Annotated in this window: 14 protein-coding genes; 3 read left to right on the top strand and 11 right to left on the bottom strand. The window is 30.9% G+C overall.

Annotated elements, in window-relative coordinates; genetic code table 11:
- Positions 1-724: 724 nt before the first annotated feature.
- From ON07_RS04015 to ON07_RS03965, 11 genes are all read right to left on the bottom strand, one after another.
- Entirely contained in the window at positions 725-2,446 is a 1,722-nt protein-coding gene (locus ON07_RS04015) for a hypothetical protein (RefSeq protein ID WP_029331465.1), read from the bottom strand.
- Complete coding sequence (locus ON07_RS04010; protein ID WP_155807135.1) at positions 2,412-3,401, bottom strand: hypothetical protein; 990 nt, start codon at positions 3,399-3,401, stop codon at positions 2,412-2,414. Before ON07_RS04010 ends, ON07_RS04015 begins: the two co-directional genes overlap by 35 nt.
- Before the next feature lie 338 nt (positions 3,402-3,739).
- Positions 3,740-4,117: a hypothetical protein gene (locus ON07_RS04000; RefSeq protein ID WP_029331459.1), complete on the bottom strand. Its 378-nt coding sequence runs from the start codon at positions 4,115-4,117 to the stop codon at positions 3,740-3,742.
- Between the two features lie 54 nt (positions 4,118-4,171).
- Positions 4,172-4,486, bottom strand: a complete 315-nt coding sequence (locus ON07_RS03995; protein WP_029331457.1) for a hypothetical protein — start codon at positions 4,484-4,486, stop codon at positions 4,172-4,174.
- A 122-nt stretch (positions 4,487-4,608) separates the two neighbouring features.
- Complete coding sequence (locus ON07_RS03990; protein WP_155807134.1) at positions 4,609-6,450, bottom strand: hypothetical protein; 1,842 nt, start codon at positions 6,448-6,450, stop codon at positions 4,609-4,611.
- Positions 6,451-6,595: 145 nt separating this feature from the next.
- Positions 6,596-8,284 carry an NACHT domain-containing protein gene (locus tag ON07_RS03985; protein ID WP_029331453.1) on the bottom strand — a complete coding sequence of 563 codons (1,689 nt, stop codon included), beginning with the start codon at positions 8,282-8,284 and terminating at the stop codon, positions 6,596-6,598.
- Positions 8,253-8,804, bottom strand: coding sequence for a hypothetical protein (locus ON07_RS03980; RefSeq protein WP_010228390.1), 552 nt, complete (start codon positions 8,802-8,804; stop codon positions 8,253-8,255). Before ON07_RS03980 ends, ON07_RS03985 begins: the two co-directional genes overlap by 32 nt.
- A 445-nt stretch (positions 8,805-9,249) precedes the next feature.
- Positions 9,250-9,819, bottom strand: coding sequence for an acyl-CoA dehydrogenase family protein (locus tag ON07_RS16990; protein WP_237708858.1), 570 nt, complete (start codon positions 9,817-9,819; stop codon positions 9,250-9,252).
- The gene (locus tag ON07_RS16985; RefSeq protein ID WP_237708857.1) at positions 9,797-10,384 is read right to left on the bottom strand and encodes an acyl-CoA dehydrogenase family protein; all 588 of its coding nucleotides are present in this window, start codon (positions 10,382-10,384) and stop codon (positions 9,797-9,799) included. Before ON07_RS16985 ends, ON07_RS16990 begins: the two co-directional genes overlap by 23 nt.
- Before the next feature lie 402 nt (positions 10,385-10,786).
- On the bottom strand, positions 10,787-13,279 hold the full coding sequence (locus ON07_RS03970) for an ABC transporter permease (protein WP_029331451.1): 2,493 nt from the start codon (positions 13,277-13,279) through the stop codon (positions 10,787-10,789).
- Between the two features lie 47 nt (positions 13,280-13,326).
- Positions 13,327-14,016 (bottom strand): ABC transporter ATP-binding protein, encoded by a 690-nt coding sequence (locus ON07_RS03965; RefSeq protein WP_010228386.1) that lies wholly within the window; start codon positions 14,014-14,016, stop codon positions 13,327-13,329.
- A gap of 27 nt (positions 14,017-14,043) precedes the next feature.
- Here ON07_RS03965 and ON07_RS03960 point away from each other — a divergent pair, with 27 nt between their 5' ends.
- From ON07_RS03960 to ON07_RS03950, 3 genes are all read left to right on the top strand, one after another.
- Positions 14,044-14,796 (top strand): arylesterase, encoded by a 753-nt coding sequence (locus tag ON07_RS03960; RefSeq protein ID WP_029331449.1) that lies wholly within the window; start codon positions 14,044-14,046, stop codon positions 14,794-14,796.
- A 330-nt stretch (positions 14,797-15,126) separates the two neighbouring features.
- Positions 15,127-15,510: a BlaI/MecI/CopY family transcriptional regulator gene (locus ON07_RS03955; RefSeq protein WP_010228382.1), complete on the top strand. Its 384-nt coding sequence runs from the start codon at positions 15,127-15,129 to the stop codon at positions 15,508-15,510.
- Positions 15,503-16,825 (top strand): M23/M56 family metallopeptidase, encoded by a 1,323-nt coding sequence (locus tag ON07_RS03950; RefSeq protein WP_010228380.1) that lies wholly within the window; start codon positions 15,503-15,505, stop codon positions 16,823-16,825. The genes ON07_RS03955 and ON07_RS03950 overlap by 8 nt, the downstream gene beginning before the upstream one ends.
- Positions 16,826-16,869 lie beyond the last annotated feature (44 nt).

Here is a 16,869-nt window from a genome sequence, read left to right as displayed (position 1 = left end):
TTAGGACTATATCGATAGATATTATGTCAAAGCCATATCGCTGGAAGGCTCTTAAATATTTCTGAACTATAAATTCTTTTGGCAGTTAGATACAATTATTTGTAAACACCTCCGAAGCTTCCGAGTCAGCCGCTTTGACGAAAACAAAAAAAGCTAAGCTTTTAGATTCATTTAAAAATCGCGTATTCTATAAAAAATGTACGCAATAAAAAATTTTAGACAATTCTCGTGAGTTTGCCGCAACAGCTTAAAATTCAAGAAAAATTTAGACTTCAATTAGACTTCAATCTGTATCTAAAACTTATCATCCACTGGATAATCAGTTTTAAATAGTCTAAGCACTTGCTCGTATAGTCTTTCAATTTAACTTTTTTTGATTTTAGCTGCTTAATAACACTTAGAAAGGAAATTTGAAATTGTAACTACCAATATTTGATTTCTTTCCTTTTCCCTGATGAAAAAAGAAATCGAAAAAGGAGATTCACGAACTCCACTAAAATATTAATACGTGAGCTAAACAAAAAAATCAAGGCTGCACAATCCCGATCCTTCGGGATGGAAACAATTACGGCTCGTTACACTATATTTTAGTAAACATTGTAACGCCTTAAGATTGCTTTGAAACCCCTTGTATACTTATAACTCTTAAGATGCTATATTACTAGACCCCTAAAATATGTTCGCTCCACTCACCTCTTGTTTTACCAAAATTTTATGAGGTCGTTTAGAATCTATTTGGCATTATAAATTTCATCATTCTTTCAGATTCTGCTCTTCTATATTGCTCTTGAATCTTACTCTTTATGTGACTTTTGATAGGAATAATGGCTAATTTATTATGAAACTTATCAACGCTTTCGAGAAGGTTTGTCCATTTTTTTGCATAAAGTTCACCCCAAATTACTTCTCCCATTTGAACTCCCGCATTTCCAATCCAGTCAATTTTCTTAAAGAAATCTAAAGCAGAATTTAGATTAAAAAAATGATGAAGTAATTCTTCATACTTTTCAATTAAACACTCTTTTACAGTGTCAAATATAATTTGAATATAATCACTATCGAATGCATTTTTGGTAATAAAACCTTTAATAAAAACAAAGGCATTTTCCTTTTGTTCATCGCTTTTTAGACTATGAAATAAAGCCGATACTGAATGCTCACCAAGACCAATATATTGTTCTTTTTCAATTAATAATTTTATTATATTTTCAATATTAATTGTGTCTTTTGGATTATCCCAAATAAATGATATATCAAGACTTTTTACATCTCTATGAACATCATATTTGGTATAAAAATGAGAGAAAAAGTCTAAAAGAAATTTTGGATATTTATTGTAAAAATTTTTAAATCCTTTTTTCTGGTAATCAAAAGACAATCCTGTTTTGCCAAACTCAAATTGTTGAAAATAAGATTTTTTTATAAGGGCATAATCTTCTATAAAAATATCTAAACCATCAGTGAAAGGATAGTCTGAAAATGTAATTCTAGTTGATTCATTTTCAATTTTTAAAGAAATAATATTAATTACTTTCTTTAAAAAGCCCTTTTTAATGACATCAAATTTAGTAAATTGATCCAAATACAAGTAACTAGGTTTATTAATGCTTTGTATAGTGTCTAAAGCCTCATTATAATAGTATTTATCAATATGTTCCTTTGGTAGTCTAACTAAAGAATCTAATTTCCAATGAATACTGTTGTCATTTCTCCATTTCTTTAATAATTCCCATAGTGATAAGGACCATTCCTTTGTTGAATTATTTATTGTAAACAAGGTTTTATATAAAGTTCTTATATTATAGTTTTTATCTAAATACTGCTTAAGTAAACTGAATCCAACTTCATTATTGTTTTTGAAATTTTCAGAAATAATTATATCAATTGAGTTTTCAATTTGTGAATTACTATTCTTACTAACTTTTAAAATATTTTCAATCAAATCAAAAAATGAGTTAAAATTTTCACTACCTGAAAAAGTGAAATTTTTCTTTAGGTTTTCCGTTTTGAGTTCTTCATACTTTCTCCAATCTGTATAGTCATATTCATCTTTATCTCTCAATCTATTCCAGTCAATTTTTCTAAAGTTTCTATATTCAAGTGTATTGAATTTTGATACTAATTTTTGGTATGACAAATCTGTAATTTCTTTTTCACGATTTAATGAATTTATAAGATCATTAACGACACAGGTTTCATTAAAAGATTTTGATGAAAAATGTTCTGAAATAAATGGAATTAATAATGATAAGTCAAAATCAATAATTTTAGGATTCCTATTTCTATATTCTGGTTTATATTCATCTATAACTTTCACTACCTCGCCTCTATTTTCTTTAAAACAGTAAAATAGAGTTTCCCAGATATTTTTTCGGATTTCTCTTATCTCTTTACTATCTGTAATTGGATAATCATAAAATGTAATTGAATTTTTTTCTTCCACCATGTGTAATATGGAATGAATGTTTTAAAAAAGTTTTTGCTAGTTCAAAGAAAGCAACAGAGTAATGATAAAAACCTTCTTTAATTTTTTCTTTCATTAAATTTATGAACGTAGATTGCCTCTTATATGCATATTTTTCATCTGGTTCGTCAAATAATAAAGTTTCTCTAATTCTTCTTATAAATTCAGGTAAATGTTCAGGTCGCTTCCTGACATATTCAAACCCTAGTTCAATGGAAGGTATAAATGAATCGCTATAATTTCTAAAAAACCGCGATAAATAATCTAAAGTTTGTTCTCTACTATGAACGAAATCATTGGTTTCATAAAACCCAGAATATTTAGGGTTTTTAGGCTCTTCAATTAAGTTAACTTTATTTAAGAAGAAGGATAATGTTACATCTGGTTTATAAAACCAAAAAACGTCTAAAAATTCTAATAATTTTGGTTCATCATCTTTGTTTGTAACGATATATTTGTCTATTGTAGGATTAATTTTAGATAAAACCTTTTCATAACCAAATGAATTATTTGCGGGTATAATACTATCCTTTATATGATATTTATCTGTTTCAAAATAGTTAAACAGTAGAGTTTCAAACGACAATAATCCATCTCCTATGAAAACTATATAGAAGAAATATGTTGCCATTACTTGTTCTGAAATCCGAATATGATTAAATTGAATTTCTACAAGTTCCTTTTGGTGCAATAATTCAATTGCTTCATTGAATTTATAATAATCCAAATTGAAGTCTAATAGTATATTATTTATAAAACTTCTGTTTTCTCTATCAATAGTGAAGAAAAATGAAACAAGAGCCAAAGACTTTAATAAGTCTTTATTTGAGAATAAATCAAAATCAATTGCATAGCTTTTAAAATAGGATTCGAACAAGTCTCCAACATCTCCAAGTAAAAATTCTATTTCCTTTTCTAAAGCTAACCGAGCTCCCATAATAGCAAGGCGAGCATTTCCATCTGCAATTTGAACAATCTTTTTTTTGGTATTTACTATTTATAATTTTAAATGAATCACTTTTTAGAATGTCAATTATTTCTTCATCAGAAAACTTTGGTATATCTATAGTTTCAAAATCAAAATCGTGACTTAAATTATAAATATCTGATAGAGCATAATTCCTAACTGTTATAATTAACTTTAAATTTCCTTTTCTTTTTGATTTAAAAAAACCAAAAATCTGTGATAGGTTTGGTAATTGTCTATTAGCGTCATCAATCAAAAGTATATAGTTTTTATCCACTTTCAATTGAATTTTTAAATCCTCATAAATATCAACATCTTTTTTTTGCAATTACATAAGATATATATGAAGGGTTTTCATTTTTAAAAACATTAATGGCTTCTATTCCAATCTTTGTTTTACCAACTCCTGCTGCTCCAGATAATATCAATAAATTTTTTGAATTTAATATAGTTTGAATACTGTCGAGCTCTAATTTTCTATGAAAAAACAAGTTATCTAATGGTGTAGATAATTGATTGGCTTTGTTGTTATACTCACTTATGAAAACATCAAATGGCAATATTTGCCCAGTATCTAAAGATATTTCAAGAAAGTCTCTTGCTAAAGAATAATATTTAGACATAATATCTAAAGCAATAGTATCAATGCCTATTAATTCTAGATTTACCTTTTTTTTTCGATGCATACTTTTGTAACGAAGTCTCTTCAGAAACTTTAAGTCTACTATTAAAACATACAATTATTTTATGGACTTCATTTGTTTCAACACCAGTTTTAGATTCATCCAACACTTGTCAATATCCTCTTTTATTTTTTTGACTATTACTGTCGCTTGTGTTGTATATTCAATGTAAGCCAATTTATTACCAGATATTCTCATAAATGAATCTGGTGTACCAATTATTGTTTTCAACTTTCCTAATTGACTTCCAGTACGATTCAAACTTGAATATTCATTCTCTCTCATGGTCAAGTATGTGTCACAAAGATTTTGAAACCCAGCTCCATCAATAGCTAATAGCTTTTGTTCTATCAATTGTAATCGTCCTGACATATTTTTCTATATTATTTAGATTAAAAATTTATATTATAAAATTCTTTTGTAATGCATTTCTTGATGGTCTCATTTAATTATATTCTCCAAAATATTTTAATCACCTATCCATTTTGGATAGTTTATTTATTGTTTAAATGAGGAAAGAAAAATTGCATACCTCTAAAATCACCATTACCTTTTCCTGTTATTCTATCATAGGTATGCTGTTTTATTTGATACATTAATACAAAACCATTTTCATCCATATATTTTTTTAATAAATCTGTTCTTAAATAATCTATTTCTTGTTTGATTAAATCGGGTTTTTCAAACTCAAATGATTTAAAAGCCAAACTTCCTTTTTTATCTAAAATTTGAAAATTTTCAGCATCTGATTTCAACTTTAAATACTTACCTATATTTGGAGAAGGAATATTACCTCTAAGTGTTTTGAAAATATCAGAATCTGATTCCCACATAAATTCAGTATTTGTCGCCTCTATAGTATAAACTCTTCGTTCTATTTTTCCCTGAGCATTTAAGGTTGGAATAGTTTCCTGGTTTATTACAACTTCAGGAATGTTATCTGCCCAATATAATTCACCAAAATAAACATTACTTAAGTGATCGTTTGTGTGTAAATCATGATTCCAATCAAATTCTTGATTTATAATACTTTGTTCGTTTCCTTGTATTTCATCTTTCTTGACTAAGAAGGATTCAATTAATAGAAAAGTACGTACATCATAAGATTTATTAGGTCTTTGCTCTAAATATCCTTTTACTAAAGTAAAGTTTCCTTCTTTAAAATCTTGATTCCATATTAATTTAGATTCTTCATAAAGCGGTTTTTTTGTCCAAGATTCTTTTACGCTTTTATGGTATAACATATCAAAAACAAAAAGCTTTTCACCTAAAATTACTGGTTTCGGATTACTTACTTCAATTTCAACATCTCCTAACCTATTATAGGTTCTCTCTCCCTCTTCACCATGCCAAACATTAAGTAATCCTTGGTTTAGTAAATGTCCTGCATAATCAAAAAATGAAATCCAAGAATATTTTTTACCAAGTCTATCTATTTTACCTTCAAAACCATAAGGTTTACTCCCAAAATAAAAATCAGTTTCTTTTTTATCAATTGGCTCAAATTTATCTTCAGTTATATATCCAAGTTCAATAATTCTTTTATAAATGTTAGCTGTTGCTGTTAATCTATATCCAGGTCCAGCTTCCCCTCTTTCTTGTAGACGTGGAATTGTATAATGCACAAAATCTCCTCTAAGAGGATCTGATTTAGAACTATTATGCCAACTATTAACAATACTGGTTACATAATTTGTATGATCTTCTGTTGTTTCTTGCCATTGCTCTACAGGATTAAAATTGTAGTTTTTTAATAATATTAATTCTTGTTCTTCTAGAGTAAAGACACCTTTGTATAATGCTAAATCTACAATGTGTTTTAAACTGTCTATTGCAATGTAATTATATGTAGGTGCTGTTGGTTCATTACCAAATTGAAGATTGTATATAGAGCTAATTTGTTCTTTAAACAATCCATTTATAAAATCGGTGTCATTTTGTTTTCTTAAACAAACTCCATAACAAATAGCTGTTAAACGCTCAAATATATAAGGTCTAGATACGCTTGAATACTCAACAACTTTTCTAAAGATGAATTGTGGGTTTTGAGTAGAATAATCTAACAAAACAAGAGTTGCTTTATCTCTAAAGTTTCTCGAAGTTGTTTCTAAAAGCCAAATAACTAGTTCTAACTTTAAGAGTATAGTTTCTTCTTTATTCTCTTCAATTTTATCATTGTCTTCAAAAAATTCATCAAAAAATTCACCCCAAGTAATCCATCGATCAAAAACAAACTTTGTCCATATGAAATCAAATTGAAATTGAGGTAATTCTTTTAATTGATGGGAAATGAAAAACATATTAAATGAGCTCTTTGGATTTACAAAATTTCTCATTGACCTATCTAAAAGTCCTTCCCATCCTACTTTATTTTTAAGAAATGGTTTTAATTTTCTAGCAATATCTTCTTTTTCTTCAATTTCTGGGTTTTGAAATAAAAATTCCCAAGTATAATTAACAACTAATTGATCTTTAGTATAATTAAGTAAATCCTCTTTTTTTTCTTGAATAACCTATCACTAAGAATTTTAAAATATCTGTAGCTAATTGGTGTGTTTTATTTTCGTCTTCATTAGAACTGTAATTTAAATAAGTTTTATAATAATCTGAATCTACTAAATCTTTTGCTTTCGGAAATTCATTTAAAATATTTTTAGCAATTAAATATCCTCCTATGTTTTGAAAAAGATGGAGCACTCTTTCTTCTGAATAACCAGGTAAGTATTCTTTTAAAAACAATAATTCTTCATCAAGTAGTTTAATTCCAATTGATTTTGACTCAAATATATCATCGATAGATTTATTGTCCGTTACTGCCAAAAATTCATCAAAATCTAAAGAGGCATCTAATTCAGTTTTAAATTTTCCTGATGAACGATCTATTGCGTTTAAAATTGGTGTTTTCGATGGTCTATCCAGTAAGCTTGCAACTTTTTCACTTTGTTTATCTACAAATAACTGTAGTATTTCTTCATAAGTATATTGTCCTAATTGTATAGTTTTGGGATCTAATTTTTCTGAATTTGTCATTTCACAAAAAACACCAAGAATTAGGGGTAGCTCAAAAAAGTCTAGATTAGGATTATCTCTTCGAACGTCATTGCAAATAATTTTATATTCCTCAAAGTAATTTTCAATTGCTTCTAATCTTTTTAGATCGTCTTCAAACCCTTCAAGTTGGTATATGTTTTTATCAAAACCGTTATTGAGATTTATTTTTTTTAGATAGGTTTCTCTACAAGTAATAACTAAAACAAGATTATTATATTGATGTATCCTATTGCACAATGCCTCAAGGTTTTCAGTCCAAATATTACTAAAACCTTGTAATAAATTTGTAGTCTCATTAATACCGTCTATAATTATGATAGTTTTAGTATTAAATTTTTCTGAAAAACTATTAATTTTAGAAAGTGTATTCTCAAAGGTAATAGTGACTGGTAGTTCTAAAATCTTTTTAAAGGCAATCTGTAAATTATTCTGACCACTAAACGAAGAGCCTTTTAGAATAATAGTTTTAAAATTTTCATCTGAAAGTATTCTTTCTAAATTTATTGAAAAATGGGTTTTCCCAATTCCGGCTTTTGCTTGAACAATGTAAAAATTATGAAAAATTTTATTTCTAAATATTTCTATTTGAAAAATAAAATACAATAAATCGTCTATTGCTCTGTAAGTTTTATAAACAAAATTATAACTACTCCTTTTTTGGTTTACTGTAAAAACTTCTCCATCATCTTCTTTTTTAAGGAATAGTTTTAATCTGTTTTCATCTATTATTTGATTAAGAATATCTACATCAAATGAAACTTCTAATAGGTCTTGAATGACATAAGTTTTTACATCTTCAATTTTGTTGTTTTCAATTAATACATTTAACTCTTGTAAGTTAGTTTTATGCGTTGATAAACTATCTTTTAGAGAATTAAATTCTTTATAAACATCAGAGTTTTCATCTAATACCAATACATCTTGTTTTGTATTTACTTTGAATAGTTCATCAATTTCAGTATCTAATTGAAGAACACCATTTATAGTATCATTAACTTTTTCTTTTAATTTATGGAGTTGATTTTGAGAAAGTCTTATACTAGACAATATATCTTCTTCAACTTTACTTTTAATATGTAAGTCTTTATTATATTTTTTTTCTAATTGAAGATAATTCATTTCTATTTATATCTAAAAACCACTCATCTGTAGGTTCCCATTCTATATTTGAGTAATTATGTACAACCTTCAGAAAATTAAATTCTGCGTTAATATCAATTAATACATTCCAATTCCACTTCCAAAATTGAATATTTTTCAAGATGAATTGACGACCTACATTTCCATCATTTATCTTTTTATATTCAAGAATTGCAAATAAGCTTATTAAGTAGACTTTTATTAGTATAGAAACCCAATGATATCCAATTGTAAAACCACCCAAAAATCCATCTAGTATTATTTTAGCAAATAATTCCCAATTAGCACCAAAATTAATTTCGATAATTTCATATACATCATCAAAAATTAAGTCCACACCAACTTTTCCTAATTCAGCAATTAAACTTATGCTAAACCATTTTAATAAAATAGAAAATATTGACTTTTTAAATCTATAATCTACAAACCTTGTCCACCAATATTCAATTAAATACCATACTCTTTTTAAGAATTTGATAATTAAAGTATCTTCTCCCATATTAATCTATTTTTCTCTAACATCAAATTTACCTATTAAAACTTCATTTGTTAAACCTTGATGGTATTTAACACATTGATAAATTTAAACATCTAATTTCCTACTTTAATTGAATAATTATAGGACTTTTCAATAACACATTAACATATTGAATTAAAGCAATTAAATACTCAAGTCATTCCACACACATTCCCACTTCGCTCTTATCCTTCGACAAGCTCAGGACCGCTTCGGGAAAAGCTTATTTACTCGCCCCACTCCTATTTTATTAAATAGGAGCTCGTGAACCTATGGGTTTCATTACATTTTTAAAAAAACATTGGAGAAGAAAAGAACAAAAGGCTTTGTGTTGTTAACTTCGCTTTTACCAAAGCAAAGTTAGGCTTCGACTACGCTCAGGATAAATTCCACGCAGAACATATTAGTAGAATTATACATAATGGATTTACTGATTTCTTTTTGCTTTTTTCATTTCCTGAAATAATTCTTTAAACAACCCACGAGCTATTAATACTTTCATGATCTCATTGGTACCGGCATAAATTCTGGCAACTCTATTATCTGCATACATTCGGGCAATTGGATAATCCCACATATAGCCATAGCCGCCAAATAACTGTAGGCATTCATCTACTACTTTATTGTGCATTTCTGTGGCAGAATATTTTGCCATGGAAGCACTTTCTGCAGTTAGTTTATTATCTGCTAACAAAAGAGTACAACGATCTAAAAATGCTTGATGAACTTGTAATTGTGTAGCACACTCGGCCAGTTTAAATTGCGTGTTTTGGAATTTAGCAATAGGTTGCTTAAAAGCTGTTCTTGTAGTGGTGTATTCAATAGTTTTTTCAATGGCTCCTTCTGCCCCACCAATCGCATTGAGTGCCACTATTAAACGCTCTCTGGCTAATTCTTTCATCATAATTTTAAATCCCGCTCCTTCTTCTCCTAATAAATTTTCTTTTGGAACTTTTACATTATCAAAAAACAACTCACTGGTATCCTGAGCTTTCATCCCTATTTTTTTTTAGCGGTAAACCCTTTTCAAAACCTTCAGCATCGCTTTCTATGATTAATAGAGACACACCTTCTTTTTCTGTTCCTGGTTTGGTTTTTACAGCTACTATACACATATCGCTCATATAACCATTTGTGATGAAGGTTTTCTGCCCATTCACCAAATAATGATCTCCTTTGTCTACCGCGTTGGTTGTAATAGCCTGAAGGTCACTACCACAATTTGGCTCTGTCATCCCAAGGGATGTGATCATTTTACCTGCAGCCATTGGAGGGAGGTATTTTTGTTTTTGGGATTCAGATCCATACTTTAAGAGATAGGGAGCAACAACATCTGAATGTAATGAGAAACCCGGTCCGCTAACCCCATTTCTTCCCAATTCCTCTATGAATAAGGCGCTAAAGCTGAAATCTAATCCACCGCCACCATGTTCTTCCGGAATGTCAATACAAAGCAACCCCAATTCTCCGGCACGTTCCCAAATTGCTCGGCTTACCATTCCATTTTTCTCCCATTCATCTTGTTGATCTATAATTTCATTATTAATGAAATCCTGAATCATTTTTTTGGTCATTTTATGTTCTTCCGAGGAATATATTTCGCGCGCTAATAAGACATTTTGTAACATACCTGATGTTTTGATTTATTGAATTTTATAAAACAATAATTATTTCCAGTTATTAATAATAAGATTTTCTCTAAAATACATCCTTTAAAATATTTCCGAAGAATAGCTGTAAAAACCTAATTCTAGGACACTTTATCTTCAATGCCTATTCAGAAAAATTAAAGTCGAAGATGTGATCTGAAATCTGAAATTGCCATCTTATTAAAGATACTATTTTAATTTCACTCACTTAATTCATATATGCCTGTTACTTTAAGAAATAGATTAACCAATGGCTGTTTCATATAAAGAAAAGCCTTGAGCAGCATTATATAACATATCTAAATAGACCAGTTATTAAACGGTTTTTCTAAGCACTTCTAAAGGTGAACTCTTCAGCACTTCTCGAATGTTGCTTAATCCAATTGCTAAAACCGATAATGAAATTCCCGGGATAAATATTAAGAAAGGGATTACCGATGGTACAAATGGTTCTTTGAAAACAAATACAGCCAATAATAGACTGCTAACCAATGCCAAAAGAATTCCTACCAGACTTCCTAGAATCCCTAAAAAGAGATATTCCAATGCGGTGATAGTTAGGATTTGCTTATTCTTTGCGCCTAAGGTCCGGAGCAACACACTTTCTTTAATTCGTTGATATTTACTGGTGCGCACAGATCCAATTAAAACAATAATCCCTGTGAGGATACTGAAAAATGCCATAAAATTGATAATCCATGATACCTTATCCAAGATATCTTCAACCACTGTATATACCTGTCTCAAATCTATAATAGATACATTGGGGAATTTACTTACCAAATCTCGTTGCAACCTAGCGGAACTCTTCTCTGTGGTCGCATAGGTTGTCAATACATTAAACTGTGGGGCATTTTCTAAAACTCCTGTTGGAAATACGATCGAAAAATTGAGTTGAAGGTTGGCCCAATCTACTTTTCTAATACTTTTCACAATGGTTTCCATAAGTACTCCTTGTACATTAAACACCATGGAAGCGCCTATGGACACCTGCGCATCTTCTGCAAGATTATCTGAAATGGAGATTTGGACTACATCATTTTTATTCTGCGAAGCAACCCACTCCCCTGCCATTATTTCTTCGGAATCAATCAGCTTATCGCGGTAAGTCGTCCTAAATTCATGATTTAAGATCCAGCCTTTTATTTGTGAAGTACTATCCGTACGTAACTGATTTACCAACCGGTTTTTTATGCTATGAATACGCATAGTAACCAAAGGAATATTATCTATTACCGGCAAGTCATTTGACTTAAACGTATTTACAACTTCATTCACCTGGTCTGGTTGCACGTCTAAGGTAATAAGGTTTGCACTGTCTGAAGTATTACCCAGTTCTGTTTTATCAAGCAAAATATCTTTGGTAAAGTATAAGGTGCTGATTAAAAATGTTCCTAAACCAATGGCAACAAGCAGCACCACAGTTTGATTATTAGGGCGAAAAAGATTCAGCAAACTTTGACGGGTAGAAAAACGGGCTCCTTTCGGGAAATAGTTTTTAACGACTTTCATTGTAGTAATGGCGATGCCCGCCAATATTCCAAATGTAATAAGTACTCCTCCAATAAAGGCTAAAGCGAACAGCCAATCTTTAAGCAGCCAAAAGCTAAACCCATATAAAAACAAAATAATCACTGCAATAGCAACAACTCGAGCATATTTTGACTCCTTTGATGTACCACTACTCACCCGCAAGACTTCCAAGGGAGAGACATACCATGTTCGCAATAATGGTAATAATGCAAATAATACCGACATCACTAAACCTAATACTACACCCATAATTAAGGGCTGTGCTGTAATATTTATAGTCAAATCAAACGGTAAAAATTCTTTCAAAATAAGGGGGAATAGCTCCTGAAGGCCAATACCTATTGCTGTTCCTATTATTCCTCCTACAATTCCAATTCCCGCTATCTGAATTAAGAAAATCAAAAAACTTTGTTTTCTTGAAGCGCCCATACATTTTAATACAGCAATCGCTTTGATTTTTTCCTTGATATAAATGTTTACAGAACTAGCGATCCCCACGCAACCAAGTAATAATGCGATGAAAGCGGTTAGGTTTAAAAAAGAACCTACATTTTCATAACGTCTACCTAATCTCCGGCTTGTGCTGGTATGTGTATCCAGATCTGCATTTTCTTTCTCCAGCTTGGGTTGTAAACGCTTCTCTAAGGCTTCGAGGTCTATGTTTGGCTGATTGTAAAAAAACTGATATTCTTTACGGCTTCCAAATTGTAATAATTCTGTTTCATCGATAAATCGATATGGAATTATCACCAGCGGTGCTACAGATGTAGAAAGTGCAGTATTTCCGGGAATTGCTTGTAAGGCACCAGAAATGGGTAATGTAAGCTCCCCTACTTTAATGGAATCTCCGGGCTTTATATTATACTGTAACATCAAGGTTGCATCTACCAGTGCCCCACCCGATTCTTGATACGTTGTTGCAGCAGTGGGAGGTTGGGTTTCTATAATCCCATAGAAAGGAAAATCCCCTTTTAAGCCTCGTACCCGAACCAGTTTAGTACCGTCATTTTTTGGAAAGGCGATCATGGAAACAAAATTCACTTCAGAAGCATCCGGTTTCAAAGAATCGATAATCACTTGAGCTCGCTCTGTGGGAAGTTGTCTGCTATCTATGGTAAAATCGGCACCCATTAAGGATTTAGATTGCCGCTGAATATTATCTGTAAGATTCTGGCTGAATAGCTGAATTGAAACCACGGCAGCAATTCCCAAGATGATGGAAGCCATAAAAAGCAGCAATCGAACTCTGCTGGCCTTTGCATCGCGCCAAGCCATCTTAAAAAGCCAAGCTATATTTAATTTTGATTGTAATTTAGAAGTGCTCAAAAGTTTGCTGTTGGTTCATTGGTTAAAATCTGGCCACCTTTCAGTCTTAAAATTTGCTGAGTTCTTGCTGCCAAATCCAGATCATGGGAGATAATTACTAAGGTAGTTCCTGCATCTTTATTAAGATCAAAAAGTAACTGAATCACTTTCTCACCGGTTTCTTCATCTAGATTTCCGGTTGGTTCATCTGCAAATAAAATAGATGGCCGATTCGAAAAAGCCCTTGCTAAGGCCACTCGCTGTTGCTCGCCCCCGGATAATTGGGATGGGTAATGGTGAATGCGATCTCCCAAACCAACTTTACCCAATAACTCTTTTGCCCTACTAGCTGCATCTTTAGCTCCTTGTAATTCTAAAGGAACACTAACATTTTCTAAGGCAGTAAGCGTTGGCAGCAATTGAAAGTTTTGAAAAATGAAACCTACCTGCTCGTTTCGGAGTTGGGCGCGTTCATCTTCATTTAGCGTATTTAAATTATATTCACATAATTCTACGGTTCCCGCATTGGGTTCGTCTAAACCCGCACATAGCCCCAGCAGTGTAGTTTTACCGCTTCCGGAAGGTCCCACAATAGAGAATGTTTGTCCTTTTTCAACTTCAAAAGTTATATTTTGAAGTACTGTTAATTGCTTGGAGCCACTTGTATATCTTTTTTCTAGCCCGTTAATCTTTAATATCTTTGACATCTAAATGTTATAATAATTCCTGAACTCATGCTGAAGTCTAAAACTACACAAACGCTTTCAAATAGGATAATTTCCAAGCGACGAAAGCTCATAAATATTTGTTATTTCCTGATGGCTTTTGTGGTGATCTCATGCGGAAATGAATCAAATTCCAAAGCGAATGCAACCAAGGAAGAACTAAGCACTACTGATACTGAAACTACTGAGTCTACTGCAAAAAAAACGATCCTATTCTTTGGGGACAGTATCACCGCAGGCTATGGTTTAGACGATACAAATGATGCTTTTCCCGGAGTGATTCAGGCTAAGATAGATTCTTTAGGATTGGATTACGAAGTTGTAAATTCCGGATTAAGCGGTGAAACCACTGCCGGCGGTAAAAGCAGGATAGAATGGATCCTCAACCAAGAGTTTGATATTTTTGTTTTAGAGTTGGGTGCTAACGATGGTTTGCGTGGAGTAGCTTTATCTGAAACCAGAGTTAATTTACAAGCAATTATAGATGCAGTTAAAGCGAAAAACCCGGATACCAAGATTATTTTGGCAGGAATGCAATTACCTCCAAATATGGGCCAAGAGTATACTGCGGAATTTAAAACCATTTTCTCTGATTTAGCAGCGAAAAACAATTTGGCTTTAATTCCTTTTATATTAGAGGATGTCGGCGGAATTAAAGAATTAAATCAGAGTGACGGTATTCACCCAACAGTAGAAGGTCATAAAATTGTCGCTGAAAACGTGTGGGAAGTTCTCGCTACGGTGATTAATTCAGAATCTTAAAAATCCATTATTGGTGTACTGGTTTAAATCTGTAGAAGCATCCCTCTATTAGGAAAAGTTTAATTATTTATTGAATAATTGACGTCTTAAAAAGTTAATTCAGCACCTGCATAATCTTAGTAAATAATTTATAAGATTAGGTTCCGTCATTTGGCTTGTATGCCCTGCCCTCGTTAGCTCCTAAAATTCTTCTACCTGCGCATTATTTGCGGCTTTATTTCTTCATAGTTTATACTAAAATTTGATACACTTAAAACAGTAATGACTAAATTTATAGTAGTATGACTATTTTTATAGTCATACTTTAAAAAATAATTATATATTTGCCTTATGAATGAATTAACTAAAGCCGAAGAACAAGTAATGCAATACGCTTGGAAACTTGAAAAAGCCTTCCTTAAAGATATTGTAGAACAGTTTCCAGAACCAAAACCAGCCTATACTACGATATCTACAGTTGTAAGGATATTGGTAAAAAAAGAGTTTTTAAAGTTTGATACTTATGGGAAAATTAGGCAGTACTACCCAAACGTCTCTAAAGACACTTATTTTAAGAAGCACATGAAAGATGTTATAGGTAACTTTTTTAGTGGCTCTCCGGGTAAGTTTGCTTTGTTTTTTGCTAATAATGAAGATTTAAACCTTACCGAATTAGAACAAATGAAGGATATGCTAGAAAGTAAAATAGAAAAATTAAAAGTAAAAAATGAATAATCTACTTCTCTATCTTATACAAACAACTGCTGTTTTTTCAGTACTTTATTTATTATATATTCTATTTCTAGATAGACTTACCTTTCATAAATTAAATAGACTTATACTACTATTACTGCTTCCTGTTTCTAGCATTATCCCATTTTCAAATCATTTATTCCCTTCCATATCGTCAAAAATTATAGAGGTTCCTTTATTTCAACAAATACCATTTACTATAGATGAGCAATACCAAGTAATACAACAGCCATTAGCAAATTCTTTATTCAATTTTTCTTCAGTAGTAATAACTATTTATTTGATAGTAACTTTTATTTTCTTAATCAGAATTTTTATTAATACCCGACAATTAGTTGTCTTAAAAAACAACTCTGTAATTCACAAAAAAAATGGGTATCGATTAGTTATAGCTAATGTGCCTCAAATTTTTTCTTATTTCAATTGGATTTTTATTCCAAAACATACATTTGAAAATCTTGATCCTCAAATTCTGGAACACGAAACGATACATATTAATTCTAAACATTCTTTAGACGTTATTCTAACTGAAATTTATATTGCGTTCTTCTGGTTTAATCCATTGGTATATTTTTATAGAAAATCATTAAAATCTATACACGAATATCAAGCAGATCAAGGGGTGCTTCAAAATGGTATTAAAACCTCTCAATATATGCAGTTATTATTGCAAAGTCTTGAGATTCAAAAACCGAATAACTTATATAATTATTTTAATCAACCTATTCTTAAAAAACGAGTTTCAATGATGACTAAACCAACATCTAAGCTTAAAGCTAAATTTACATATTTACTATTTTTACCAGTATGTGCTTTTTTAGTTTCAGCATTTACCAAACCCACATTCAACAATAATCCTGTTATAAAGACTTTTAAGCTTGCTGAATTTAAAGGCCTTCCTCCTTCCCTATTCCCTGTGAAAAATGCAACAAAAAAAGACATCACAGCTTTTTTTGGAGAACAAGGAAAACATTCTAAAGCAAATGCGGATATTATTCATACCGGAATAGATATAAAAGCAAAACGAGGAACTCCCGTGCTAGCATCTGCCGATGGTATTATCTCAAAAGCTTCTATGGAAGGTGATTGGGGTAATTTAGTTGTGATTACACATACCAATGGTTATGAAACCTGGTATGCACACTTAAGTGGCTTTAAGGCAAAGGAAAACCAAGAAGTTAAAAAAGGAGACTTAATAGGTTATGTTGGTAATACAGGGCGTTCTTCCGGGCCACATTTACATTACGAAGTAAAACATAACGGGCAACACGTAAATCCTTTAGATTATATAGAATAATAGATTTCTTCTAAATAACCAATTCTCTTAATTAGTAAGCTTTA

The organism is Gillisia marina, assembly GCF_000258765.1.
In the GTDB taxonomy this organism is placed as follows: Bacteria; Bacteroidota; Bacteroidia; order Flavobacteriales; family Flavobacteriaceae; genus Gillisia; species Gillisia marina.
The sequence above is the reverse complement of the archived record's forward strand: the minus strand, read 5'-3'. Positions and strand labels throughout refer to the sequence as shown.

Coding starts and splice junctions, on each gene's coding strand:
- ON07_RS04015 (WP_029331465.1), bottom strand. CDS start 2,446: ATGGTGGAAGAAAAAAATTCAATTACATTTTATGATTATCCAATTACA.
- ON07_RS04010 (WP_155807135.1), bottom strand. CDS start 3,401: ATGGGAGCTCGGTTAGCTTTAGAAAAGGAAATAGAATTTTTACTTGGA.
- ON07_RS04000 (WP_029331459.1), bottom strand. CDS start 4,117: ATGCATCGAAAAAAAAAGGTAAATCTAGAATTAATAGGCATTGATACT.
- ON07_RS03995 (WP_029331457.1), bottom strand. CDS start 4,486: ATGTCAGGACGATTACAATTGATAGAACAAAAGCTATTAGCTATTGAT.
- ON07_RS03990 (WP_155807134.1), bottom strand. CDS start 6,450: ATGAGAAATTTTGTAAATCCAAAGAGCTCATTTAATATGTTTTTCATT.
- ON07_RS03985 (WP_029331453.1), bottom strand. CDS start 8,284: ATGAATTATCTTCAATTAGAAAAAAAATATAATAAAGACTTACATATT.
- ON07_RS03980 (WP_010228390.1), bottom strand. CDS start 8,804: ATGGGAGAAGATACTTTAATTATCAAATTCTTAAAAAGAGTATGGTAT.
- ON07_RS16990 (WP_237708858.1), bottom strand. CDS start 9,819: ATGAAAGCTCAGGATACCAGTGAGTTGTTTTTTGATAATGTAAAAGTT.
- ON07_RS16985 (WP_237708857.1), bottom strand. CDS start 10,384: ATGATTCAGGATTTCATTAATAATGAAATTATAGATCAACAAGATGAA.
- ON07_RS03970 (WP_029331451.1), bottom strand. CDS start 13,279: ATGGCTTGGCGCGATGCAAAGGCCAGCAGAGTTCGATTGCTGCTTTTT.
- ON07_RS03965 (WP_010228386.1), bottom strand. CDS start 14,016: ATGTCAAAGATATTAAAGATTAACGGGCTAGAAAAAAGATATACAAGT.
- ON07_RS03960 (WP_029331449.1), top strand. CDS start 14,044: ATGCTGAAGTCTAAAACTACACAAACGCTTTCAAATAGGATAATTTCC.
- ON07_RS03955 (WP_010228382.1), top strand. CDS start 15,127: ATGAATGAATTAACTAAAGCCGAAGAACAAGTAATGCAATACGCTTGG.
- ON07_RS03950 (WP_010228380.1), top strand. CDS start 15,503: ATGAATAATCTACTTCTCTATCTTATACAAACAACTGCTGTTTTTTCA.